The 22,913-nt window shown below is 69.9% G+C and carries 20 protein-coding genes; 10 read left to right on the top strand and 10 right to left on the bottom strand.

Annotated features, from left to right (window positions below):
• Positions 1–17: 17 nt before the first annotated feature.
• A complete protein-coding gene (gene helR, locus HUS56_RS16190; protein ID WP_173924418.1) occupies positions 18–2,195 on the bottom strand; it encodes an RNA polymerase recycling motor ATPase HelR in 2,178 nt (725 codons plus the stop codon).
• 133 nt (positions 2,196–2,328) lie between these two features.
• Positions 2,329–4,488, bottom strand: a complete 2,160-nt coding sequence (locus HUS56_RS16185; RefSeq protein ID WP_173924417.1) for a hypothetical protein — start codon at positions 4,486–4,488, stop codon at positions 2,329–2,331.
• Between the two features lie 185 nt (positions 4,489–4,673).
• Between HUS56_RS16185 and HUS56_RS16180 the strand changes: the two genes are divergently transcribed.
• A complete protein-coding gene (locus HUS56_RS16180) occupies positions 4,674–5,495 on the top strand; it encodes a carbon-nitrogen hydrolase family protein (protein WP_173924416.1) in 822 nt (273 codons plus the stop codon).
• Positions 5,496–5,596: 101 nt separating this feature from the next.
• Here HUS56_RS16180 and HUS56_RS16175 read toward each other — a convergent pair whose 3' ends face one another.
• Positions 5,597–6,835, bottom strand: coding sequence for an aminotransferase class I/II-fold pyridoxal phosphate-dependent enzyme (locus HUS56_RS16175; protein ID WP_254431494.1), 1,239 nt, complete (start codon positions 6,833–6,835; stop codon positions 5,597–5,599).
• 166 nt (positions 6,836–7,001) lie between these two features.
• Here HUS56_RS16175 and HUS56_RS16170 point away from each other — a divergent pair, with 166 nt between their 5' ends.
• The 5 genes from HUS56_RS16170 (at position 7,002) to HUS56_RS16150 (ending at position 12,970) form a co-directional block, all read left to right on the top strand.
• On the top strand, positions 7,002–8,693 hold the full coding sequence (locus HUS56_RS16170) for a S1C family serine protease (protein ID WP_173924414.1): 1,692 nt from the start codon (positions 7,002–7,004) through the stop codon (positions 8,691–8,693).
• A 101-nt stretch (positions 8,694–8,794) separates the two neighbouring features.
• A complete protein-coding gene (locus HUS56_RS16165; protein ID WP_254431493.1) occupies positions 8,795–9,850 on the top strand; it encodes a glycosyltransferase family 2 protein in 1,056 nt (351 codons plus the stop codon).
• A 5-nt stretch (positions 9,851–9,855) separates the two neighbouring features.
• Positions 9,856–10,668 carry a CDP-alcohol phosphatidyltransferase family protein gene (locus tag HUS56_RS16160; protein WP_173924413.1) on the top strand — a complete coding sequence of 271 codons (813 nt, stop codon included), beginning with the start codon at positions 9,856–9,858 and terminating at the stop codon, positions 10,666–10,668.
• 40 nt (positions 10,669–10,708) lie between these two features.
• A complete protein-coding gene (locus tag HUS56_RS16155; RefSeq protein WP_173924639.1) occupies positions 10,709–11,602 on the top strand; it encodes a glycosyltransferase family 2 protein in 894 nt (297 codons plus the stop codon).
• A gap of 63 nt (positions 11,603–11,665) precedes the next feature.
• On the top strand, positions 11,666–12,970 hold the full coding sequence (locus tag HUS56_RS16150) for a CDP-glycerol glycerophosphotransferase family protein (RefSeq protein ID WP_254431492.1): 1,305 nt from the start codon (positions 11,666–11,668) through the stop codon (positions 12,968–12,970).
• Between the two features lie 15 nt (positions 12,971–12,985).
• Here HUS56_RS16150 and HUS56_RS16145 read toward each other — a convergent pair whose 3' ends face one another.
• The 5 genes from HUS56_RS16145 to HUS56_RS16125 all read right to left on the bottom strand — a co-directional run bounded on the left by HUS56_RS16145 (position 12,986) and on the right by HUS56_RS16125 (position 16,936).
• On the bottom strand, positions 12,986–13,432 hold the full coding sequence (locus HUS56_RS16145; protein ID WP_173924412.1) for a GbsR/MarR family transcriptional regulator: 447 nt from the start codon (positions 13,430–13,432) through the stop codon (positions 12,986–12,988).
• Positions 13,425–14,231 (bottom strand): alpha/beta fold hydrolase, encoded by an 807-nt coding sequence (locus tag HUS56_RS16140; protein ID WP_173924411.1) that lies wholly within the window; start codon positions 14,229–14,231, stop codon positions 13,425–13,427. The genes HUS56_RS16145 and HUS56_RS16140 overlap by 8 nt, the downstream gene beginning before the upstream one ends.
• A 57-nt stretch (positions 14,232–14,288) precedes the next feature.
• On the bottom strand, positions 14,289–15,278 hold the full coding sequence (locus tag HUS56_RS16135; protein ID WP_173924410.1) for a hypothetical protein: 990 nt from the start codon (positions 15,276–15,278) through the stop codon (positions 14,289–14,291).
• A 66-nt stretch (positions 15,279–15,344) separates the two neighbouring features.
• Positions 15,345–16,121, bottom strand: a complete 777-nt coding sequence (locus tag HUS56_RS16130; protein ID WP_173924409.1) for an ABC transporter ATP-binding protein — start codon at positions 16,119–16,121, stop codon at positions 15,345–15,347.
• Positions 16,121–16,936 carry an ABC transporter permease gene (locus tag HUS56_RS16125; RefSeq protein ID WP_173924408.1) on the bottom strand — a complete coding sequence of 272 codons (816 nt, stop codon included), beginning with the start codon at positions 16,934–16,936 and terminating at the stop codon, positions 16,121–16,123. The genes HUS56_RS16130 and HUS56_RS16125 overlap by 1 nt, the downstream gene beginning before the upstream one ends.
• A gap of 103 nt (positions 16,937–17,039) precedes the next feature.
• On the opposite strand from HUS56_RS16125, the gene HUS56_RS16120 reads away from it, so the two are divergent.
• Positions 17,040–17,576 (top strand): ECF transporter S component, encoded by a 537-nt coding sequence (locus HUS56_RS16120; protein WP_173924407.1) that lies wholly within the window; start codon positions 17,040–17,042, stop codon positions 17,574–17,576.
• Between the two features lie 111 nt (positions 17,577–17,687).
• Here HUS56_RS16120 and HUS56_RS16115 read toward each other — a convergent pair whose 3' ends face one another.
• A complete protein-coding gene (locus HUS56_RS16115; RefSeq protein ID WP_173924406.1) occupies positions 17,688–18,380 on the bottom strand; it encodes an NTP transferase domain-containing protein in 693 nt (230 codons plus the stop codon).
• A gap of 248 nt (positions 18,381–18,628) precedes the next feature.
• On the opposite strand from HUS56_RS16115, the gene HUS56_RS17510 reads away from it, so the two are divergent.
• From HUS56_RS17510 to HUS56_RS16100, 3 genes are read left to right on the top strand one after another with little or no spacing between them, the layout of a single operon-like run.
• Complete coding sequence (locus HUS56_RS17510) at positions 18,629–20,617, top strand: ATP-binding cassette domain-containing protein (protein ID WP_371808319.1); 1,989 nt, start codon at positions 18,629–18,631, stop codon at positions 20,615–20,617.
• Complete coding sequence (locus HUS56_RS16105; RefSeq protein WP_173924405.1) at positions 20,593–22,167, top strand: hypothetical protein; 1,575 nt, start codon at positions 20,593–20,595, stop codon at positions 22,165–22,167. Before HUS56_RS17510 ends, HUS56_RS16105 begins: the two co-directional genes overlap by 25 nt.
• A gap of 52 nt (positions 22,168–22,219) precedes the next feature.
• Positions 22,220–22,507, top strand: coding sequence for a DUF3039 domain-containing protein (locus HUS56_RS16100; protein WP_173924404.1), 288 nt, complete (start codon positions 22,220–22,222; stop codon positions 22,505–22,507).
• Between the two features lie 6 nt (positions 22,508–22,513).
• On the opposite strand, the gene HUS56_RS16095 is transcribed toward HUS56_RS16100, so the two are convergent.
• A complete protein-coding gene (locus HUS56_RS16095; RefSeq protein ID WP_173924403.1) occupies positions 22,514–22,912 on the bottom strand; it encodes a DUF1761 domain-containing protein in 399 nt (132 codons plus the stop codon).
• Between the last annotated feature and the right edge of the window lies 1 nt (position 22,913).

The raw sequence follows: 22,913 nt of genomic DNA, 5'->3' as shown, positions 1-22,913 counted from the left end.
GGGGCCTCGCGGAAGCATCATGAGCCCGTGAGGACGACGAGCCGCTGGGTCGCCCGGGTCATCGCGACATAGCGATCGACGGCTCCCTCGATACCGGTGCCGAAGCTGTCGGGGTCGATGAGCACCACGAGGTCGAACTCGAGGCCCTTCGCCAGTTCGGGAGTCAGCCATCGGACACGGGACGACTCGGGGAGCGACCCGGGTCGAGGCACGGCGCTGCCGATCACGCAGGCGGTCCCCTCGGCGTGTTCGGCGAGCCACTGCTGCACGATCAGCCGCAGGTCCGAGGCGGCTCGGTGCTCGACGGGAAGCCCGGTGCTGCGAACGGACGTCGGCACGTTGGCGTCGGGGAGCACCGCTCGAATGACGGGCTCGGCCTCGACCATGACCTCCTGCGGGGTTCGGTAGTTGATACCCAGGGAGGCGACCTCGACGCGATCCAGACCGATCCGAGCGAGCCGCTCCTGCCACGAGTCCGTGAAGCCGTGCCTGGCCTGGGCGCGGTCGCCGACGATGGTGAAGCTGCGCGACGGGCAGCGAAGCAGGAGCATCTGCCACTCGGCATCCGTCAGCTCCTGCGCCTCGTCGACGACGATGTGGGCGAAGGGTCCGGCGAGCTCGTCGGGGTCGCTTGTGCGGACGCCGGTCTCGTCGACCAGGGCGTTCCGAAGATCCTGCCCGCGCAGCATCGACATCACCATCAGGTCGCTGTCGTCGGCAGCGACGAGGTCGTCGATGACGCTGGCGAAGCGCTCACGGTCGGCCGCGAGCTCCATCTCATGTCGCCGCTGCAGCCGTGGCGACTCGGGGTCGCCGATGCGGTGACGTGCCGCGTCGAGGATCGGAAGGTCGGACACGGTCCAGGCCTCGGCGTCTCGACGCTGCAACGCCATGACCTCTTCCCGACCCAGCCACGGCGCGCTCCAGCGCAGGAATGCGGGGACCGACCAGAGGTCCGCCACCACCTTGGCCGGATCGAGCAGTGGCCAGGCTCGGGTGAACGCCTCCCGCAGCTGTCGGCTACGCTGCAGGGACCTGCGCAGCTGCTCCTCCGCGACGCCGTCCTCCGCGTACTTGTCGACCAGGATGGCCACCAGCGCCGCCCAGACCTCGTCGCGCGCCCCATTGTGCGGCGTGCCGGGTTCGGGCGCGTCGAACGCCTCGGCCCAGCCGTCGGGGTCGAGCGTCACGTCCATCCACTCGGTCTCGACGAGCAGTTCGTCGGTGGGCGGCGCCTCGTAGAAGGCGACGGCTCGCTCGATCGCCTTCACGGGGTCGATGGACGACTTCAGGCGCCCCGCCTCGGGGTCGGCATCGTCGGTCGCTGCCGCCCCCTCGGGAACGAGGTCGCGGAGCGTGCACGTCTGCACGCCCTCCTCGCCGAGCCCGGGCAGCACGTCGGCGACGTAGTCGAGGTACGGCCGGCTCGGGCCGACGAACAGCACCCCGCCGCGACGGTGTCCCAGGCGAGGGTCGGAGTAGAGCAGGTAGGCGGTGCGGTGCAGGGCGACGACGGTCTTGCCCGTTCCCGGGCCGCCGTCGACGACCAGCGCGCCCCGCGATCCGGCACGGATGATGGCGTCCTGGTCGGCCTGGATCGTCGCGAGCACGTCGCGCATCCGGTTCGTGCGGCTGCCGCCCAGGCTGGCGATGAACGTCGACTCGTCGTCGAGCGCGGCGTGTCCCTGGAGCGCGTCGGGCGTGAACACCTCGTCCCAGTAGTCGGTGATGCGGCCTCGGGTCCACCGATACCGGCGTCGGCTCACCAGGCCCATCGGATCGGCGCGAGTCGCCCTGAAGTACGGCTCGGCGGCGGGCGAGCGCCAGTCGACCAGGAGGCGGCGGCCCGCACTGTCGGCGAGGCCGAGGCGCCCGACGTACACCGGCTCGGCGCCCTCGGCAGCGACCATCCGCCCGAGGCAGAGGTCGAGGCCGAAGCGGCGCAGGGTGCGCAGCCGAGTGCCGAGCCTGCGCACCTCCAGGTCGCGCTCCACCGCCTCCTGGCCCAGTCGCGCGGGTGCCCGCTGCGCGGCATCGAGGCGGTCGGATGTCTCGGCGGCGGCCTGCTCCAGGCTCCGGGCGATGGCCGCGAAGTGCTGTTGGTCGGCACCGATCAGCGCCGGATCGGCCTTCGGTGCGAGTCGGTCGGGGAGATTGAAGACTGCCGTGGTCAGGGCTTCTCCTTCGAGTGGCATGCGGTCGGTCGACCATTGTGCGCCGCTGCCGGGGCCTTGCGGCAAGCCCCCGCACCGCCGGTATCCTGGAAGTGAACACAGAAAGATCCCGGCCCCCTCGGAGGCCGGGATCTCCCGTTGTGGCGGGTGCGGGTCAGCCGTTGCCCTTGCCCTTGCCCTTGCCCTTGCCCTTGCCGGTGTTGGTGACCGTCAGGTCGTCCCCGGCATCCAGGTACGTCAGGTCACCGGTCGGCATGTTCGACCCGAGCGTGGCGAAGTCGCGATTCTGGCCGTTCGCGCACTTCGTGTCGAAGCCGCTCTGCGAGATGGCGTCGCCCTCGAGCCGGTACACGTGGTTGCCGGCAGCGTCGATGATCTCGAACGACGAGTCCACGCCGGGTGTGAGGTCGCAGCTCGCGACCACCTGCAGCGTCCAGTTGTTGTCCTGGAGTCCGCTGGTCTCGAACCACTCGCCCTCGGCCGACGACAGCGTCGCCTCGGCCCCGTTCACGAGCACGTCGTCGACGAACCATCCCGTGTCGAGGTATGCCGCGTCGGTCGAGTAGCGGAACCGCACGTCGGTCGTGCCCGAGGGCAGCTGCGCCGTGTAGTGCACGTACTCGGGCTCGTCGACGAAGTACTCGCCGCCCGACGTACCCGTGAGGCCGTTGCCGGTCGGGTTGTTGCCGTGCGGGTCGTCGTCACTGGTGACCACGGTTCCCGAGTCGTCGACGAGCGGCACGGTGACCCACTCGCCGTTCACGAGCGCCTCGACGAAGCCGTAGTCCCAGCCCTCCTCGATGAAGTGCCAGGTCCAGAAGTCGAGCGACGTCGCCTCACCCGCGACATCCACGTCGAGGATGTTGTCGGACTGGCTCTCGTATCCCGCGTACCAGTGCGTGTCGCCGCTGTGCGGGGCCACCTGCGTGGAGTCCTCGCCGTCGAGGGCGATGTTCACGCTCGGGCCCGGGTTGCGGAACCGCTCGATCTGCAGGCCGTATGGGACGGCGATCGGGCTCTGGGCGTTCGTGCGCTTCAGCCACTTCGACTGGGGCTGTGCGCCCTGGCTCGAGCCGCGGCCTTCCCAGAACTGGTCGTCGGCGATGTCGATCGTCCAGCTGGTCGAGGCCGGGTCGCCGAAGTCCACGGCCTTGATGTCGAAGCGGTTGGATGCCTCGTCGTCGAGGTAGACCGCGACGGCCCAGTCCTGGAACAGCTCCTCGGCGGTGCGGAGGTCAGCGCCCGTCTGCGCGTTGAACTCGTCGATGGCGGCCTGGACGCCGTTCATGCCGTCGGCCTGGTTCTCGAAGATGAGCTTGATCAGCAGGTCGCCGCCGGCGCCGTCGTACTCGAGATCGGGGTCGTAGCTGCCGTCACCGTTGCCGCCGGCCTGCTCCCAGACGTACTGGAAGAAGGTGTACGCGGCGCCGTAATTCTGCAGTCCGCCACCCCAGCGCGTGAGCGAGGTGTCCGCGTAGAACACCTGGTGGTACGTCAGGTGCGAGCCGCCCACGTCGTACCCGTTCAGGAACACCGCGAAGTCGGCGAGCCCCTCGTCGACCCACGACAGCTCGCCCGCGTCGCTGTAGTTGTGCAGCAGGTGCTCGAGCTCGTGCGCGATGACGCCCTCGTACAGGGTCGGCTGGTCGTTCGAATCGTCACCGTCGTTCCACGGCGCGTCGGCCTCACCGACTCGGTTCGCCCAGTCGAACGCGTCGATGACGATCGCGTTCATGCCCGAGGACTCGATGAACTCGGGCGCGAAGTAGCCCGCCGTGTAGCTCGTCTCGGCGCAGTCGTAGTAGTTCGCGTCCTGCACGTTGTACACGACCATGACGAGCGAGTCGCTCGCCGGCTCCGAGGGATCGGCCGCACCCATGAGGCCGAAGTGCTCCTCGTCGACCGCGACGATCTGGTTCGCCAGCTGGTCGCCCATGTAGTCGATCTGCGCCTGCGTGAGCACGTAGTCATCGACCGAGGCATCCGCGCAGGGGTCGAACTCATCGTCGGGGTTGTGGTCGAACGCCGGGTCGAGGCTCGCGACGCCCGTCGGCGCCGTGCCGTCGAGCGGTGTGCCCTCGGGCACGTAGATGTAGACCGGCGTGCCGTCGGGGGTCACCCCGGCGTAGACCCGCGTGAAGTCCTGCTCGTAGGTGCCGCCGGCCTCGCTGTCGTTGATCGGCAGCGTGATCGTGGGCTCGCCCGGCAGGTTCAGGTGATCGTCGGCGGATGCCGGCGCGGCGACGGCCGCGACGAGTGTCGCGGCCGCGGCGGCGCCGATGAGGGCGCCGATGGTACTGCGTGCTCTGAGCACAGCGGTGTTCCCTTCTTCCGTGATTCATGCCCCAGCGACGGCGCGAGGGCATGAGGATGCATCGAGCGCGGGCCTGGTGGGCCGCGCGTGAATGCGGTCAGTACACCACGAGCGAGCGCCCAAGAACAGATCTTGTCTTTCGCTCTGCGATCGGCTTGACTACGTGCCCGCCGTAGGCTGGACGCATGCAGACGGATGCCACGGGGTTCGCCATCGCCGTCGCCCAGTTCGCGCCCGGGGCCGATCGCGACGCGAACGTCGCCGAGGTCACGCGTCTCGCCGAGCTCGCCGCCGCTCGAGGAGCGCGGCTCGTCGTGTTCCCCGAGTACTCGAGCTACTTCACGCCCCAGCCCGATGAGAGCTGGCTGACCGCAGCCGAGACCGTCGACGACGGTGCGTTCCCGCGCGCGCTCGCCGCGCTCGCCGATCGCCTCGACCTTCACGTCGTCGCCGGGATGATCGAGCGCCTCGAGGGAGAGGAGCGGCGCGTTTCCAACACGGTCATCGCGCTCGCCCCCGGTCGCGGCGTCGTGGCGCGGTATCGCAAGCAGCACCTGTACGACGCGTTCGGCCAGCGCGAGTCCGAATGGGTGGCGCCCGGTGAACTCGGCGATCCCGAGACGTTCGAGGCCGGCGGCATCCGATTCGGCCTCCAGACCTGCTATGACGCGCGCTTCCCCGAGGTGACGAGGCGCATCGTCGACGCGGGCGCCGACGTGGTCTGCATGCCGGCCGAGTGGGTCCGCGGTCCGCTGAAAGAGGCGCACTGGCGCGTGCTCACCACGGCGCGGGCGCTCGAGAACACCGTGTACGTGGCCGCGGCCGACCACGCGCCGCCGGTCGGCGCCGGGAACAGCATGGTCGTGGATCCGATGGGCGTCGAGATCGCGACCGTCGGTGAGATCACGGATGTCGCGCTCGCCTGGGTCTCGCTCGAGCGCATCGAGGCGGTTCGTCGGCTGAACCCGGCGCTCGCCCTTCGGCGATTCAGCGTCGTACCGCGCTGATCTCGATACGCATCGCGCTTCGCGCGGTGCTCCTCGATCACCGATCGCGCTTCGCGCGGTGCTCCTCGATCACCGATCGCGCTTCGCGCGGTGCTCCTCGATCACCGATCGCGCTTCGCGCGGTGCTCCTCGATCACCGAGGCGAGCCGCCGCGACGCCTCCTCGAGCACCTCGAGCCGCTTGCAGAACGCGAACCGCACGAGGCTGCGATACGTCGCCTGGCGGTCGGGATGCACGAACGCCGACACCGGCACGCCCACCACGCCGGCTCGGTCGGGCAGCTCGCGGCAGAAGGCCGCACCGTCGGCGGCTCCGGGGGGTGCTGCGTCGGCGACGAGGAAGTAGCCCGACTGGGGAAGCGACACCGTGAAGCCCGCTGCTTCGAGCCCGGCCGCGAGCACGTCGCGCCGGTGGCGGAGGGCGGCCGCGGCATCCGTGAACACCGCATCAGGAAGCGCGAGGCCCGCCGCGATCGCCGGCTGGAACGGCGCGCCGTTGACGAAGGTGAGGTACTGCTTGACGGCGAGCACCGCGGTGACCAGCGGCGCCGGCGCCGTCAGCCAGCCGATCTTCCAGCCCGTGGTGCTGAAGGTCTTGCCGCCCGACGAGATGGAGATCGTGCGCTCGCGGGCACCCGGTAGCGTCGCGATGGGAATGTGGGGGGCTCCCCACGAGAGGTGCTCGTACACCTCGTCGGTGACGATGATGGCGTCGTGCCGGTCGGCCAGCTCGACCAGGAGCCGCAGCGTCTCGGTGTCGAGCACGGCCCCCGTGGGGTTGTGCGGCGAGTTCACCAGGATGACGCGGGTGCGATCGGTCACCGCGCGCCGGAGCTCGTCGTGATCGGGTCGCCAGTCGGGCCATCGAAGCGGCACGGTGCGATGTACGCCACCGGCGCGTGCGACGAGCGCAGCGTAGGCGTCGTAGTAGGGCTCGAAGGTCACGACCTCGTCGCCCGTGTCGACGAGCGCCAGCAGGGTCGCGGCGAGGGCCTCGGTCGCACCTGCGGTGACGAGCACCTCGGATGCCGCATCCACCTCGAGCCCGTACCAGCGCCGCTGGTGCTCCGCGATCGCCTGTCGCAGCACGGGCATGCCGAGGCCCGGCGGATACTGGTTCACGCCGTCGGCAATCGCCTTGCGCGCGGCCTCGAGCACCTCGGCCGGTCCGTCCTCGTCGGGGAAGCCCTGGCCGAGGTTGATCGCGCCCGTGGCCAGGGCGAGCGCGCTCATCTCGGCGAAGATGGTGGCCGCGATCGTGCCGTCGGCGGCGAGCAGTCCGGCGCCGGCCGCGGTGCGCTGCCACGGACGGAGGTCGGATGCCGGGGAGAAGTCGCTCACGTTCTCACCGTACGTCAGGGTGCGGGCGTTACGCTGACGAGGCGACGCCCCGCCGCGGCATCCGTGTTCGGATGACTCACTGCTCGGGGATAGCCGGCTCATAGACTCCGCCGATGCTGGCCACAGCTTGCGGCAGGAAGCTGGCATCGCCTTGGAAGGAGCAACCATGACCGACACGACCGACGGCCCCGTGCAGGACCCGCGCGAGAGCGGCCGGGGCGACAACCGCCCCGCGAACGAACCAGCCGCCGCGCCTGCCGCACCGGCCGCGCCCGACGTCGCAGCGCCGGCGGCGCCTGCAGCGCCCGCTGCCTCCCCGAACGCGCCCGCCGCGTCGAGCGCGCCGTCTCCGGCCACCGGGACCGTGTACCACCCGGGCCAGGCACCCCAGCCGTACCACGCCGCGCAGTACCCCCACCCCGACTCGCCGCCCCAGTCCGGTGCGACGTCTCGGATGCAGCCGGTGAACGGCGCCGTGCCGCCCGCCTTCGGCGGGCCCCGCCCGGGTGAGACGCAACCGACGACGCCGCTCGCCGGTGTGCCGCCCTACGGCCCGAACGGCCACGCCGGCCCCGGCGGACCGAATGGACCGAACGGCCCGCACGGACCGAACGGCCCCGGCACCGCCTCGCAGCCGGCCGCCCCGAAGCAGCGCCGCGTCGGTCTGGGCGTGGCCGCCGCGATCGTCGCCGCGGCACTCATCGGCGGCGCCTCGGGCGCAGGCATCACGGCGCTCATCACGAGTGACGATGGACCGGTGCAGACCGACAACGCCGGAACCTCGCAGAGCATCGTCGTCAACGACACCGACTCGGTCAACCAGATCACCGCTGTTGCGGCGAAGGCGAGCCCGAGCGTCGTCACCATCTCGGTGGCGGGCGGCCAGGGTGCCGGCACGGGATCGGGCATCATCCTCTCGGACGACGGCTACGTGCTCACCAACACGCACGTCGTCACGCTCGACGGCGCGACGGGCGACCCCGTCATCCAGGTGAAGACCGACGACGGCCGACTCTACGACGCCGAACTCGTCGGCACCGACCCGCTCTCCGACCTCGCGGTCATCAAGCTGGCGGATGCCTCGGGCCTCACGCCGCTCGAGTTCGCCGACTCCGACGAGCTCAACGTCGGCGACACGGCGATCGCGATCGGGGCTCCCCTCGGGCTGTCCGGCACGGTGACGAACGGCATCATCAGCGCGCTGAACCGGTCGATCGACGTGGCGTCGTCGGCGGCGCCCACGACGCCCGACGAGTCGCAGGGCGACGGGGGCGAGAGCGACAGCCCGTTCGACTTCTTCTTCGACCTGCCGAACCCCGACGGCAGCCAACCGCAGGAGCCGACGAATGCCGGGCAGGTGTCGCTGCCGGTCATCCAGACGGATGCCGCGATCAACCCGGGCAACTCCGGCGGCGCGCTGCTCGACTCCGAGGGCCGGCTCATCGGCGTCAACGTGGCGATCCTGTCGGCCGGTGGCGCGTCGGCGCAGGCGGGCAACATCGGCGTGGGCTTCGCGGTTCCGTCGAACCTCGCCGAGCGCATCGCGAAGGAGATCATCGAGAACGGATCGGCGACCCACGGCCTCCTCGGCGCCACGGTCACGTCGGCCCAGGCCGACGAGGAGAGCACCACCGTCGGCGCCCTCATCACCGAGGTGACGCCCGGTGGAGCGGCCGAGCAGGCGGGCCTGCAGAGCGGTGACATCGTGACCGAGTTCAACGGCGTGCGGATCACCGACCAGACCGACCTCACCGCCCAGGTGCGGGCGCTGCCGGGCGGCGCGGAAGCCGACCTCACCTTCACCCGTGACGGCGATTCGCAGACGATCAGCGTGACGGTCGGCACCTTCGAAGGCTGAGCAGAACGGATGCCGCGGGCCGGGGTCTTCGGACCTCGGCCCGTCGTCGTCCGCCGACGGGTGACTGCTAGGCTCGATCGACCCGAGCGCGAGAGAGGAACATGCCGGAGCAGCACCCAGAGGCGGCATCGTCGCCGCTCGTCGGCGTCTCGTACGTCATGCCGGTGCTGAACGATGTCTCGCACGTCCGTGCAGCGGTCGAATCGATCCTCGAGCAGGACTACGCGGGCCCGGTGGAGGTGCTCATCGCCCTCGGTCCGTCCATCGACGGCACAGCCGAACTCGTCGCCGATCTCGCGTCACGCGACGGGCGGGTGCGCGTGCTCGACAACGAGGTGGGCTCCACGCCCGCCGGCCTCAATGTCGGCATCCGTGCCGCGCGGCATCCGGTCATCGTGCGCGTCGATTCGCACTCGATGCTGCCCCGCGATTACGCGCGCATCGCCGTCGCAACGCTCACGCGCACCGGCGCCGACAACGTCGGCGGCATCATGGACGCACAGGGTGAGACGCCCTTCGAACGCGCGGTGGCACTGGCCTACACCACGAAGGTCGGCCTCGGCGGGTCGGCATTCCACGTCGGCGGGCACGAGGGCCCGGCCGACACCGTGTACCTCGGTGTGTTCCGGCGCGAGGCGCTGCTGCGGGTGGGGCTCTTCGACGAGACGATCAAGCGCGGGCAGGACTGGGAACTGAACAAGCGACTTCGCGAGACCGGCGGCGTCGTGTGGTTCACGCCCGCGCTCGCGGTCACCTACCGTCCGCGCTCGACCATCGAACGCCTCGCCCGCCAGATGATCTCGACCGGTCTCTGGCGTGGCGAGCTCGCGCGCCGGTTCCCGTCGGCCAACGGCATCCGCTACTTCATCCCGCCGCTGATGGTCATCGGAGTGGTGGTCGGCACCCTCCTCGGCATCGGCGGCATCGTGCAGGCCGCTATGGGCGCGCCACCGTGGCTCCTCCTCGGATTCGCCGTGCCCGCCGTCTACGTGCTGTTCGTGGTCGTGGCGACGCTCGTGTTCGCGCGCGGCCAGGGGGCGAGCACGGCCGCATGGTTTCTCGTAGTGTTGCCCTGCATACACGTCACCTGGGGCGTCGGCTTCGTGCTCGGATTCCTCTCGCTGACGAGCAACATCGCCAAGCACACGGGAAGGTGACACCGATGTCACATGCCGGTCCGGCCTCGGCCAGGCCCACCTCGATCGATGAGCTGCGCGCGGTCACCCAACCGCCCGAGGTGCGTGGCCGCCGCAACGCCGAGCACTGGACCGCCTCGCTGTACCTGCGTCGTTTCTCGCCGTATCTCACCTGGCTGCTCCTGAAGACGCCGATCTCGGCGAACGGCGTGACGGGGCTCATGATCCTCGTCGGTTGGACCACGGCGGCGGCCCTGCTCATCCCGGGCATCTGGGGCGCCCTCCTCGCGGTCGTGCTGGGCCAGTTGCAGATGCTCGTCGACTGCTGCGACGGTGAGGTCGCCCGGTGGCGCCGCACCTCGTCGCCCGCGGGCGTGTTCCTCGACAAGGTCGGTCACTACACGACGGAAGCGCTCATCCCGATCGCCCTCGGCATCCGCGCCGCCGCGTACCCGCTCGAGTTCCCCGCGGACTTCCTCTGGACCACGGTCGGCGCCCTGCTCGCGCTCGTCATCGTGCTGAACAAGGCGCTGAACGACATGGTGCACGTCGCACGTGCCAACGCCGGGCTCCCGAAACTCGCCGACACCCACGGCGAGACCGCCCCCCGCGGCGGCCTCATCGCCAAGTTGCGCAAGGCCGCGCGCTTCCTGCCGTTCCACCGCCTCTACCATTCGGTCGAGCTCACGCTCATCGCGTTCGCGGCGGCCGTCGTCGGACTGTTCCTCGGGCAGCCCCTCGTCGACCGCATCGTCGTGTCGGTGCTGCTGCCGCTCGCGGCGCTCTCGCTCATCGGGCACTTCGTGGCGATCATGGCGTCCCGTCGTGTCCGACCCTGACGTGCCGGTCGCCGGGCCCGACCGAGGGCCGGGCGCCTCGATGAGCTCGGCGAGCACGCGCCCGCGAGTCGGGGTCGTGGTGCTCACCATGGGCACCCGGCCCGACGACCTCGCCCGGGGCATCCGGAGCGTGCTCGACCAGCAGGATGTGACGGTCGACGTCGTCTGCGTGGGCAACGGCTGGGACCCGGCGACCGCCGAGCCGGCCTTGCCCAGCGGCGTGAAGACCCTGCACCTGCCCGAGAACCTCGGCATTCCGGCCGGGCGCACCCGCGGAGTGCCCTGCGTCGAGGGTGACGTGCTGTTCTTCCTCGACGATGACGCGTTCCTGCCGAGCCCGCGATTCCTCGCCGATGGATGCCGCATGCTGGCCGATCGGCCCGAGCTCGGCCTCATCCAGCCTCGCGGCGTCGACCCTGCCGGGAAGGTCTCGCCACGCCGGTGGATCCCGCGCATCCGCAAGGGGGACCCGGCGCACTCGAGCACGGTCTTCTCGTGCTGGGAGGGCGCCGTGCTGACGCCGCGCGCCGTGTTCGAGGCGACCGGTGGATGGGCGGATCCGTTCTTCTACGCGCACGAGGGCATCGAACTCGCGTGGCGCGTCTGGGACACGGGTCACGTCGCGTGGTACGCGGGCGACCTCGAGGCGGGTCATCCGGTCATCGACCCGGCCAGGCACGCGTACTACTACCGGTTGAACGCGAGGAACCGGGTGTGGCTCGCGCGTCGGAACCTGCCCGTCGTGCTCGTGCCGTTGTACGTCGGCTCGTGGACGGCGATCCAGGTCCTGCGGTGGGCGCGCCGGCCGAAGGCGCTGCGGGCGTGGTTCGCCGGGTGGCTCGCGGGCTGGCGCGAGAGTCCGGGGGAGCGTCGACCGATCCGCTGGCGCACCGTCTGGCGGATGACGCGCGCCGGCCGGCCGCCGGTGGTCTGATGCGCGCTGCCGCCCGAGAGCGGCCGCGCACTCCCGTCTCGAATCGCTCGCTACCCTTGGACGGTGGGATTCCGACAGGACGCCGATCGTGCCGTGAAGCTCGTCCGCGACATCATGCGGTCGCGGCGCGCACAACGCGAACTCATGGCGCGCCTGGCGGGGCGGCCACCACTCGAACCCCATCGGTTCCGCATCGGCGTGTACTTCGCCGACGGCCGAGTGAACCTGTACCAGGTGCGCCAGTGGTACGCCCCGCTCGCGGAGCTCGCGGAACGGTATCCGGTGCTGATCCTGAGCCGCGCCTCGGGGTCGGCGCTCGACCTGCTCGACGAGTCGCCCTTGCCCGTCGCGTACGTGCGCCGCGTGGCCGACCTCGAGCAGGTGATCCAGGAGCAGGACCTGCACCTCGTGTTCTACGTGAACCAGAACGCGAAGAACTTCCAGATGATGCGCTACGGGCGCCGATGGCACGTGTTCATCAACCACGGCGAGTCCGACAAGATGTACATGACCACCAACCAGTTCAAGGCATACGACTATGCGTTCATCGCCGGTGACGCGGCTCGAGCGCGGCTCGAGCGGGTGCTCTGGGACTACGACTTCGACAAGCGGGCGATCCCGATCGGGCGACCGCAGGCCGACCACTACCTCGACGACGCCCGACTGCCGTACACGCCCGACGAACGCGAAGTGGTGCTCTACGCCCCGACGTGGGAGGGCGACCGAGGCGCGGCGGCCTACGGTTCCATCGCCTCGCACGGCGTGACCCTCGTGCGAGGCCTGCTCGCCACCGGCCGCCACCGCGTCATCTACCGGCCGCACCCGCGATCGGGTGTCGTCGACCCGGTCTATCGGGCGGCGAACCAGGAGATCATCGCCGCGATCGAGGCGGCGAACACGGCCGACGCGTCGGCGCAGCACGTCTACGACGACAGTCCCTCACTCGGCTGGCAGCTCGCGGCTCCCGACGTCGCGGTCGTCGACATCTCGGCGATGGTCTATGATCGCCTCGCGGCGGGCAAGCCGCTCCTGGTGACGCGCCCGACGAACCCCGATGCCGTGATCGACACCGGCGGGTACCTGCAGGCCTGCGAATGGCTCGAGGTCTCGGATGCCGCGTCGATGGTCGCGCGCGTCGACGATGTCGCGCATGACGAGGCTTCCCTCGCACGTCTCGGCGTGTGGGTCGAACGGTACTTCGGCGACGTGACGCCCGGCGTCGCGACGAAACGGTTCACCGACGCGGTCGATCGGCTCATGGCGGAGTGGGAGCGGTTCGCGGCGCTGCACGCGGGCGACGGCGAGGTCGACGAATCCGACGTGCGCGGGCATGCCGCCGATGACGAGGGCGATTCGATCGCGGTGTGAGGGTTGCGGGCGTGCTCACCTCGCTCTGCGGTGCCGTCGCAGCATCTCGTCGCCCGCGTCGACGTAACGCTCGAACAGCTCGGTGACGGAGCGGAGTCGTTCGTTGGTGCGCGCATCGTCGGTGAGCGATTCCCCGGCGCGCAGGGTGCGGATGAAGTTCCTGGTGCGTTCGTGGCTCGCGGCGAGCAGCTGCTCGAATCCGCCGACCGCCTCGACGCGGAGGCGTCGACTCCCGGGTTGCGGGATCGTGCGTGCGAGTCCCCAGGAGACCAGCTCGCGCACGGCCGTGCTGACGCCGCCAGTGCTCATGCCGAGGGCGCGCCCGATGTCGTCGAACGTCATGGGCTCGGCGCTCAGCAGCAGGTGGCCGTACAGTCGACCGGTCGCGCGGGAGAGCCGCCAAGCCGCCAGCGCGTCGCCGACCGACTCGATGAACTCGGCTCGCTCATCGCGTTCAGGCATTCGACACCGCCTCGAGGATCTCGAGAAGTGCTCCCGTCACGGCGTCCGGCGCATCGAGCGTGACGACGTGACCGGCGTTCGCGATCACCTGTTCGTGGACGCCCTCGGCCCTCGCCCACGCGGGCATCGCCGTCGAGATGTTCCCCGTGCGGTCGAGCTCGCCGCGGATGAGTCCGAGCGGAATGGGAACCCGGTAGTCGGGATCAGGGTCGACGAACGCGACGGTGGCACGCCACACGTCGAGGAACGTGCGCTTCGGCATCCGCGCGAACACCGCCTCGGTGGCGGCGATACCGTCCGGCGTCGCGGCCGAGGCTCGGGCGAGCAGGCCCGGAAGGCGCGACGCGGGGACGAGTGCCAGTGCGGGGGCCGCGAGCCGAAGGGCGAGGCGCTCGCCGCGGGAGAGTGGGCCGGTGTTCCAGGTCGAGTCGATGACGATGAGCGCTCCTGCCCGGCGCGGGTCTCGTCGCACGAGCGCTTGCGCGACGTTGCCGCCGAGCGAGTGTCCGATGAGCACGGGCCCTTCGAGCGCGAGGTGGTCGAGGAGTGCGGCGAGGTCGTCGATTGCGGCCGATGCGGTGAAGCGGGTGCCGGAGGCGAGACCGGATGCCCCGTGCCCGCGCTGGTCGTAGATCACGACCTGGTGCCCGGCCTGGCGCAGGCCGCTCGCCTGGGCTTGGAACATCGTGTGGTCCATGCCGGCTCCGTGCACGAGCACGATGGGTTGCGCCGGCCCGTCGAGGACGGCGAAGCGGAGGGTGGCACCGGGACGATCGAGGCTGCGATCAAGATTCAGCATATTCTGAATATAGCGACTGCCATGCCGTGGACAAGTCTGTGGGCGCAGCGGTGACCGTCACCCCGCGGTGGTCGTGCCGTCGTTGTCGGCCCCGTGAGCGCCATCCTTCTCGCTGCGGTCACGACCACGGCCGATGCTCCGCCGGGCGCGCCCCGTGACGGTGCGCAGCCCGCGACTGGTGGCGCCCGCGATCCCGCCGACGACCTCGCCCGTGCGCGTCAGTCGCCTCGTGGTCGTGCGCAAGAGGGTGTCGCGCTCGCGCGGCTCGAGCTCGCTCGGAAGCACCATGGGAGGAGGCCCGAAGGCGAGACGAGACTGCTGCAGCACGCGTCGACCGAGGATGTTGTTGCCCACACCGCCGATGGCGGCGCCGATGCCGAACGGGATCGCCTTGCCGATGATGCCCGCACCGCCGCGCGCGGCGAACTGCTTGATGAAGGCGCGTCGCAGCCGGTCGACGACCGGGCCCACGACCGCCTTCGGCAGGGTGTTCGTGATGACCTCGCCGAAGTACGTGTTCGTCGCGACCCCGGTTCCCTGTGCCTGTCCGGCGAACTGCCGCACGAGATCGATGCCCTCACGGCCGAGCATCAGCGTCATCACGAGTGCCCTCGCGCGTTCGGGGTTCTCGACCGGGATGCCGTGGACTTCGGCGACGGACTGGGCGAACAGCGCGGTGGCCTCGAGGAAGCCGGCGGTCTCCACACCAGAAAGAGCCAGGGTCACGCCCGTTCCGATGCCCGGGATGACGGCGGTCGCCCCGACCGCCGCACCGCCCGTGGTCACCGCGGCGAGATACCGGCGCTCGAGGATGCGGACGATCTGCTCGGGCGTCGCACCGGGGACGCGGCGACGGATGCTTCGCAGGTGCGCGATGACGACCGGCCGCTGGATCGACAGCGCGACGTCGATTCCGCGCTCCACGCCGTGCGCACGCCCCTCGTCGACGCGACCCTGATCGGCGCCGGGCTGAGGCGGCGCGCCGGGCTCGCCTTCGCGCGGTCCGGTGGGCCCCATGGACGTGATCTTGTGCACGCGTTCGCTCATTGTGGGTCGATCCTAGACGGGCAACCCTCGCACTCACCCCGGGTTGCGCCAGGGCGACGGGTTGCGTCAGGACCCGGTGCCGTGGTCGGTGTTGTACCGCTCGAGCACGTCATCGATGGGTGCGTCGAGCACGAGGCGGCCCCGGTCGAGGTACAGGCCGCGGGTGCAGAACCGGCGCAGGTCGCGTTCGTTGTGCGAGACGAAGAACAGCGTGCGTCCGCCCGCGAGGAGCTCGTCGATGCGTCGGTAGCACTTCTCGCGGAACGCCTTGTCGCCGACGGCGAGCACCTCATCGACGAGCAGGATCGGTTCCTCGAGCTGTGCGATCACGGCGAACGCGATGCGCACCTTCATGCCGCTCGACAGGTGCTTGTACGGGGTGTCGAGGACGTCGCCGATATCTGCGAAGTCGATGATCTCGTCGAACTTCGCGTCGATCTGGGTTCGAGTCATGCCGTGCAGCCCGGCGGTGAGGTACACGTTGTCGCGCACGGTGAGGTCGTCGACGAAGCCCCCGGTGATCTCGATGAGCGGAGCGACTCCGCCGGTGACCTCGACGGTGCCCTCGTCGGCGATGAGGACCCCCGCGACGAGCTTGAGCAGCGTCGACTTGCCCTGGCCGTTGCGACCGACGACGCCGATCGCCTCGCCGGGCTTGACCTCGATCGACACGTTCCGCAGCGCCCAGAACTCATCGGGGCGCGTGCGGCGCCGACGGCCCGAGAGGAGGTCCTTGAACGAACGACGACCGCGGCGGTTGCGTCGGAAGCGGATGCCGAGACCCACCGTGCGGATGGCATACGGCTCGGTGATGGCCAGGGTCGCGACCGGGGCATCCGTCATCAGATCTCCTTCAGCACCTGACGCACGCTGCCTCGGAACACGAGAAGCCCGATGAGGAGGAACCCGACCGACATCGCCGCGCCGATGATCACGTTGAACCAGTCGAGCTCGTCGGGGAAGAATCCCGCGCGATAGAGCCCGAAGATGCCGGATAGCGGGTTGAACGCGGCCCAGAAGTGCAGCTCCGACGGAAGGTTCGACACCCCGTAGATGATGGGCGACGCGTAGAAGAGGAAGCGCAGCACGAGCTTCACCGCGCGCTCGAGGTCGCGGAAGAACACCACGAGCGGCGCGACGATCAGCGAGATACCGACAGTGAGGATCGCCTGCAGGAGCATCGCGAGCGGGAAGTACACGAGCTCCCACCCGACCCGGGCGCCGAAGACGATGGCGAACAGCGCGAGCACCGGGAGCGAGAGGACGAACTCGATGCCCTTCGAAAGCACGATGCGATTCACCCAGATCGTGCGGGGGATCATGGTCGAGCGCACGAGCTTCGCATCCTTCAGGAAGGCCCGCGTCGAGTCGGACACCGCCCCGTTGAACCACATCCAGGGCAGCAGCGCCGACAGGAGGAAGACGATGTACGGCTCCGTGCCGGCGATCCGCTGGAACACCTGCGTGAACACGAACCAGTAGATGCCCGCCATCACCAGCGGGTCGAGCACCGACCAGAGGTAGCCGAGCGCCGACGTCGAGTATCGCACCTTCAGGTCGCGGGTGGTGAGGAGCCACAGCGAATGCCGGTACCTGAGCCACGGCGTCCGCTGGAGCGGATGCGCGTCGCCAGAGCCCCCGACGGATACTGCGCTCATCACGCTCCTCATCGTAGAGGCCAGCGGCGACGGCCCAGCCGCGGCGCGGTAGGTTTGGAGGAGGCGGTCGGCGCACGTCGCGACCGGTTCGAGAAGGAGCGTCGTGCACCGCACCAGTACCCGGATCCTCCTCAGTTGCGCTGCGATCGGCGTCGGTGGCGGCATCGTGGCGGGTGCCTCCGGATACCTCGCGGCAGCCTTCGCGGCATTCGGTCCGCTGCTCTACGGCATCACCGTCGGCACGCACTTCCTGCCGAGCGTCGTGGCGCTCGCCCTCCTGAAGCGACCGGGCACGGCGATCCTCGCCGGAGTGCTGGCCGGCCTCGTGGGTGCGGCGTTCGCTCCGTGGTGGATCGGCCGTTTCCTCGGCACCGGGCTGCTCGTCGGCGCGCTCCTCGAGCTGCCGTTCCTCCTCACCCGATATCGCCGGTGGGATCCGTGGATGTATTACCTCTCGGCCGTCTTCTCAGGACTCGTGATCGCCGTGGCCGTGTTCTTCGCGCTCGGCGCCGAGTACTACGTCTGGTGGGCGTGGGCTATCGCACTTCCGCTCTGGGTGATCAGCCCGGTGCTGTTCACCTGGCTCGGCCGGCTCATCGCCGCGAGACTGGCGAAGGCCGGTATCGCGCAATCGGCGTAGACGAGCGTCGGGCTGGCGTCGTCTTCTCGCGGCCGAGAACCTGCTCGACGGCGGCAGGAATGCGAAGAGCGGATGCCCGGGGCATCCGCTCTTCACTGCTGTGGTGCTGAATCACACGAAGTGGTTCGCACGCTCCAGGTCTTCGGCGAAGTCGATCTCGACCGCGTAGAGGTCGGAGATGTCCATGGGCTCGACGAGCATGCCGTTCTTCTCGATCGCGAGTTCGATGCCCCGCTCGAAGTAGTCCTGGTCGCCGACGCGCTGCAGGAACGAGAGCAGGGCCGCCTTGTCACGGCTCGACACGTAGTTGATGCCGACGGCCTCGCCGAGGCCGCCCTTGACGGTCTTCGAGAGCTCCTTGATGTAGCCCTCGGCCGTCGTGGTGTACTTCACCTCTTCGTCGGACACCTTCGCGGTGTTCACGGTGACGAACGACTGGTCGCGGGCGATCAGCGGCAGGGCCCGGTCGAGGATGCGCGGGTCGAACACGACGTCGCCGTTCATCCACAGCACGCCACCCGGCTGCGAGGCAGCAAGGGCGCGCATGAGGCTCTTCGAGGTGTTCGTCTGGTCGTACTCCTCGTTGTAGACGAACGACGCCTGCGGGAACGCCTCGATGATGTGCTCGAGCTTGTACCCGACGACGATGGTGACGTCGGCGTCGGCGCCGAATGCATGCTCGATGTTGTCGAACTGCTGACGCATGATGGTGCGGCCGTCGCTGAGTTCGGTGAGGGGCTTGGGAAGCGATCGCCCGAGCCGGCTCCCCATGCCGGCCGCGAGAATAACGATCTGGGTGGTCACTGCATCTCCTTCGGTGGGTCGGATGCCGCAGGCCCCTCTCGCGAGTATTCGTCTGCTGTGCATCCGGAAGTTCACATATGGACACGCCGTTATGCCGTTCCTCAGGATATCCGGGGAGCAGATGCTTGCACGAGGGGGTTGCGCGGTCGTAGCGGGATCGTGATGCGACGCTCAGCAGATGCACAGGCCCGAAGGATTCCGGAACGGCGTATGAGGGCTTGCGGAAGGTCGGTTGGTAGGTTGGCTTGGTGACTTCCGTTTCGCGCCCAGACAACGACGAGACTCCCGAAGGCACGACCACGAGTACGTCAGCCGATCGGGAGGCGACGATCGCCACCGACCCGTCGACGACGACCGCGTCGGCCTCGAAGTCGTCGTCGTCGGCGCCCGAGGGTTCGTCGAAGACCACGTCCACGTCGACATCGAAGTCGTCGCCGAAGACGACGTCCAAGTCCTCGTCGAAGTCGACGTCGAAGTCGTCGTCCTCCAAGTCCTCGTCGAAGTCGTCGTCTTCCTCGAAGTCCTCGACGACCTCCGCGTCGAAGCGCACGGCAGCCTCTCGCGCGGCCTCGACGAAGGCGGCGTCAGCCCGAGGAGCGGCGGCGAAGTCGGCACGGGCTGCGCGGGACTCGGCCGCATCGACGACCCCGGCTGCCCGGAGCAAGGCCGCCGCCGAGGCCAGCACGAAGCGTCAATCGCAGAGGATCGCGGCGGCGCTGACCGCCGAGACGACCGCCGCCGAGCGCAAGCCGCCGTCGCCGCCCGTGCCGGCTGAGGCGGCCGATGCGCCCGAAGCACCGGGCGAGGCCGAGGCGGCGAACGCGGTCGACGCGATCGATGAGACGACGCGCGAGCGTCCCCTTCGACCCGCCCGCGCCACCGCGGCAGCGGTCGCGGCGGCCGCGATCGCCGACGACGCCATCGTGGAGCGTCCCGAACGAACGGCCGCCGTTCCCGCGGCGGAGCCCGAGCCCACGCCGGCCCCGCCCGACGCCACGCCGATCGAAGAAGTCGCTCCGGTCACGGCGGAGTCGACCGAGACGCCCGTCGATGACGCCGCGCCGACTCCGGCGGAGCCGACCGAGACGCCGGTCGATGAAGCCGCGCCCGCCCCGGCCGGGGAGGAGCTCGACGCCACCAAGGTGATCCCGCTGGGCGACATTCCGGCACCCCGGGAAGACGACGTCACCGAGGTGCTCTCGGTCGACGAGGTGGCGCCTCTTGGCGAGGCCGCCGCCACGATGGTGCTCCCCGTCGACGAGGTGGCGGCGACGTCTGAAGCCGACTCCACGTCGAGTTCGCCCGCCGTCGAGACGCTCGACGCCGCCCCCACCGCGGAGCCCGAGGCATCCGTCGCCGCCAACGCCGACCAGGCCGTCGTCGTCATCCCTGCGCCGGCGAAACCGGCGTCGCGCAGGCCGGCGCCGCGCAAGAAGCGCACGCTCCGTGTCGCTCGCGTGGCACCCCCGGCCGACGCGCCGCGGGTGCTCACCATGCGGGGCCTCGTCAAGCGCTTCGGCGACAACACCGCGGTCGACGGCATCTCCCTCGACGTGCGAGCGGGGTCGTTCTACGGCATCGTCGGACCGAACGGCGCGGGCAAGACCACGACGCTGTCGATGGTCACCGGCCTGCTGCGACCCGATGCAGGCACCGTTCACGTCAACGGGATCGACGTCTGGCAGCATCCGCAGACCGCGAAGCGCATGACCGGTGCCCTGCCCGACCGGCTGCGGTTGTTCGATCGCCTGACGGGTGCGCAACTGCTGTACTACTCGGGTGTGCTCCGCGGCCTCGACGATCGCACGGTCCGCGAGCGCAGCGCCGACCTCATCGGGGCCTTCGGGCTCGAGGACGCGATCGACCGACTCGTCGCCGACTACTCCGCGGGGATGACGAAGAAGATCGCACTCGCGTGCGCGATGATCCACGCGCCGCGGCTGCTCGTGCTCGACGAGCCCTTCGAGTCGGTCGACCCCGTCTCGGCAGCGAATCTGACCGACATCCTCGAACGCTACGTGGAGGGTGGCGGCACCGTGCTCCTGTCGAGCCACGGCATGGACCTCATCGAGCGCGTGTGCGACTCGGCTGCCATCATCATCGGCGGCCGAGTGCTGGCGCAAGGCACCCTCGACGAGGTACGCGTCGGGAAGACCCTCGAGGAACGCTTCGTCGAGCTCGCCGGCGGACGCAAGGCAGCGGAGGGCATGGAATGGTTGCACAGTTTCTCCGACTGAAACTGCGCCTGCTCGGGAACATCTTCCGCCGCAGTCCGTGGCAGGTCGTCGGCATCGTGCTCGGGCTCGTGTACGGGCTCGGTGCGGCCGTCATCCTCTTCGCTGCGCTGGTCGGCCTCCGGTTCACCGATGATGTGCTGCTCCTGCGCGATGTCTTCATCGTCGTCGGGGCGGCGACGGTGCTCGGGTTCATCATCTTCCCGCTCGCGTTCGGCGTCGACGACACCATGGACCCGCGTCGTTTCGCACTCTTCGGGCTGCCCGACCGCACGCTCGCATTGGGGCTCGCGTGCGCCGCGATGATCGGTGTTCCGGCGCTGGTGCTCGCGATCGTGCTGGCCGGCACGGTCGTCACCTGGTCCCGTGGTGCGGGCGAGACGATCATCGCGGTGTTGGCAGCCGCGATCGCCTTCGCGACCTGTCTGCTCGTCGCGCGCGTCACCACGTCGCTTGCGTCGCTGCTGCTGGCGACCCGGCGTGCGCGTGAGGTCAGCAGCGTCCTGGGTGTCCTGCTCATCGTCATGATCTCGCCGGTCATCGCACTGTTCGCCACGCTGGACTGGGCGGACTCGGGGCTCCTGGTGCTCGAAGCGATCGCCGGCGTACTCGGATGGACGCCGATCGGGGCCGCGTTCGCCGCGCCCGGCGACGCCGCGGCAGGCGACTGGGGACCCGCACTGCTGAAGTTCGTCATCGCCGCCGCCACGCTCGCGGGCCTCTGGTACGCCTGGCGGGCGCTCGTGGCGCACATGCTCGTCACTCCCGGACGCGAGGCGTCGGCCAAGAGCTATCGCGGACTCGGATGGTTCGACCGGATGCCGCACAACGCGACGGGCGTTGTCGCGGCGCGCAGCTTCACCTATTGGGTCCGCGACGCACGCTATTGGGTCTCGATCGTGATGGTGCCGATCGTGCCACTGCTCGTCATCGTGCCGCTGGGGCTCGCCGGCATCCCGCTGGGCTACGCCGCGCTCATCCCCGTTCCGCTGATGTGCCTGCTGCTCGGCTGGTCGCTGCACAACGATCTGGCCTACGACCACACGGCGATCTGGCTCCACATCGCCTCGGGGGTGCGGGGCCGTGCCGACCGGGCGGGCCGACTCGTGCCCGTGCTGATCGGCGGCATCGTCGTCATCGGCCTCGGCGGCGCCGTGACGGCGGTCGCGCTCGACGACTGGCGGCTGCTTCCCTCGGTCATCGGGGTGAGCACCGCCCTGCTGCTCGGCGGACTGGGCATCGGTTCCATCACGTCGGCCCGATTCCCGTATCCGGCGGTGAAACCGGGCGACAGCCCGTTCCAGCAGCCCCAGTCGACCGGGGCGGTCACGGCACTCGTGCAGTCCATCACGATGTTCGGCTCGATCCTCGTGGCGCTCCCCGCCCTCGCGTTCGGCGCCGCCGGACTCCTCGTCGACCCCGCATGGCATCTCGCCTCACTGGCCGCGGGCACGGTTGTGGGCGTCCTCGTGCTGGTCGGCGGCGTCCTGCTCGGGGGTCGGGTGTTCGACCGACGGGGCCCCGAGATGCTCGCGGCGGCCCTGCGGGCATGACGGATGCCGCTCAGCGGGCGTGCCCGCGGCATCCGCGCGTAGAATCGACCCCATGATCGAACCCGTCCGCGTGAGCATCGCCGACCCCGATTCCCCCGGCGGGGGCACCTCCGTGCTCGACCGTGAGCTCGAGAAGCTCCTCGAGGACGAGGCGATCGAACCGGGCGATCACGAGCGATTCAGCCACTACGTCAAGAAGGACCAGATCCTCGAGTCGGCCATCACCGGCAAGCCCGTGAAGGCCCTCTGCGGCAAGAAGTGGACTCCGGGCCGCGACCCCGAGAAGTTCCCGGTGTGCCCCACGTGCCGCGAGATCTACGAGCGGATGAAGGCCGAGTAGGGCCGCTCAGCCCGCTTGGAACGCCCCGACGATCGCCCCCATGGCGGTGAACGTCAGCGCGTTGTATCCACCGTTGATGAGGAACAGCGTGACGCCTCGGCGTTCGAAGAGGTAGGTCACGCCGAAGGCCGCGGCGACCCAGGCGATGCCGGCGATGGCCCCGGCGAGCGCACCGAAGGCCGCTCCGCTCGGCCCGATGAACGCCGCCAGTGCCACCGCCATCACGAACGACAGCACGAAGGTGCCGACGAACGCGGGGATCACCCCGCGCCGGAGCGCCTCGTCGGTGACGCCGGCGGCACGCTGCCACGGCTTCGCGAACAGGAGCGAGTACCAGAGCCCGCCCACCACGAACGCCGACAGCGCCGCGAGCACCACACCCCACCAATTGATCTCGACCGCCATG

This window comes from Agromyces sp. Marseille-P2726 (genome assembly GCF_902809835.1).
Lineage (GTDB): Bacteria > Actinomycetota > Actinomycetes > Actinomycetales > Microbacteriaceae > Agromyces.
The sequence above is the reverse complement of the archived record's forward strand: the minus strand, read 5'-3'. Positions and strand labels throughout refer to the sequence as shown.

Excerpts from the sequence above, each read along its gene's own strand:
- HUS56_RS16155 (WP_173924639.1), top strand. The coding sequence starts at position 10,709 with ATGAGCTCGGCGAGCACGCGCCCGCGAGTCGGGGTCGTGGTGCTCACC.
- HUS56_RS16130 (WP_173924409.1), bottom strand. The coding sequence starts at position 16,121 with ATGACGGATGCCCCGGTCGCGACCCTGGCCATCACCGAGCCGTATGCC.
- HUS56_RS16125 (WP_173924408.1), bottom strand. The coding sequence starts at position 16,936 with ATGAGCGCAGTATCCGTCGGGGGCTCTGGCGACGCGCATCCGCTCCAG.
- HUS56_RS16140 (WP_173924411.1), bottom strand. The coding sequence starts at position 14,231 with ATGCTGAATCTTGATCGCAGCCTCGATCGTCCCGGTGCCACCCTCCGC.
- HUS56_RS16180 (WP_173924416.1), top strand. The coding sequence starts at position 4,674 with ATGCAGACGGATGCCACGGGGTTCGCCATCGCCGTCGCCCAGTTCGCG.
- HUS56_RS16160 (WP_173924413.1), top strand. The coding sequence starts at position 9,856 with ATGTCACATGCCGGTCCGGCCTCGGCCAGGCCCACCTCGATCGATGAG.
- HUS56_RS16100 (WP_173924404.1), top strand. The coding sequence starts at position 22,220 with ATGATCGAACCCGTCCGCGTGAGCATCGCCGACCCCGATTCCCCCGGC.
- HUS56_RS16135 (WP_173924410.1), bottom strand. The coding sequence starts at position 15,278 with ATGAGCGAACGCGTGCACAAGATCACGTCCATGGGGCCCACCGGACCG.
- HUS56_RS16165 (WP_254431493.1), top strand. The coding sequence starts at position 8,795 with ATGCCGGAGCAGCACCCAGAGGCGGCATCGTCGCCGCTCGTCGGCGTC.
- HUS56_RS16145 (WP_173924412.1), bottom strand. The coding sequence starts at position 13,432 with ATGCCTGAACGCGATGAGCGAGCCGAGTTCATCGAGTCGGTCGGCGAC.
- HUS56_RS16170 (WP_173924414.1), top strand. The coding sequence starts at position 7,002 with ATGACCGACACGACCGACGGCCCCGTGCAGGACCCGCGCGAGAGCGGC.
- HUS56_RS16105 (WP_173924405.1), top strand. The coding sequence starts at position 20,593 with ATGGTTGCACAGTTTCTCCGACTGAAACTGCGCCTGCTCGGGAACATC.
- helR (WP_173924418.1), bottom strand. The coding sequence starts at position 2,195 with ATGCCACTCGAAGGAGAAGCCCTGACCACGGCAGTCTTCAATCTCCCC.
- HUS56_RS16095 (WP_173924403.1), bottom strand. The coding sequence starts at position 22,912 with ATGGCGGTCGAGATCAATTGGTGGGGTGTGGTGCTCGCGGCGCTGTCG.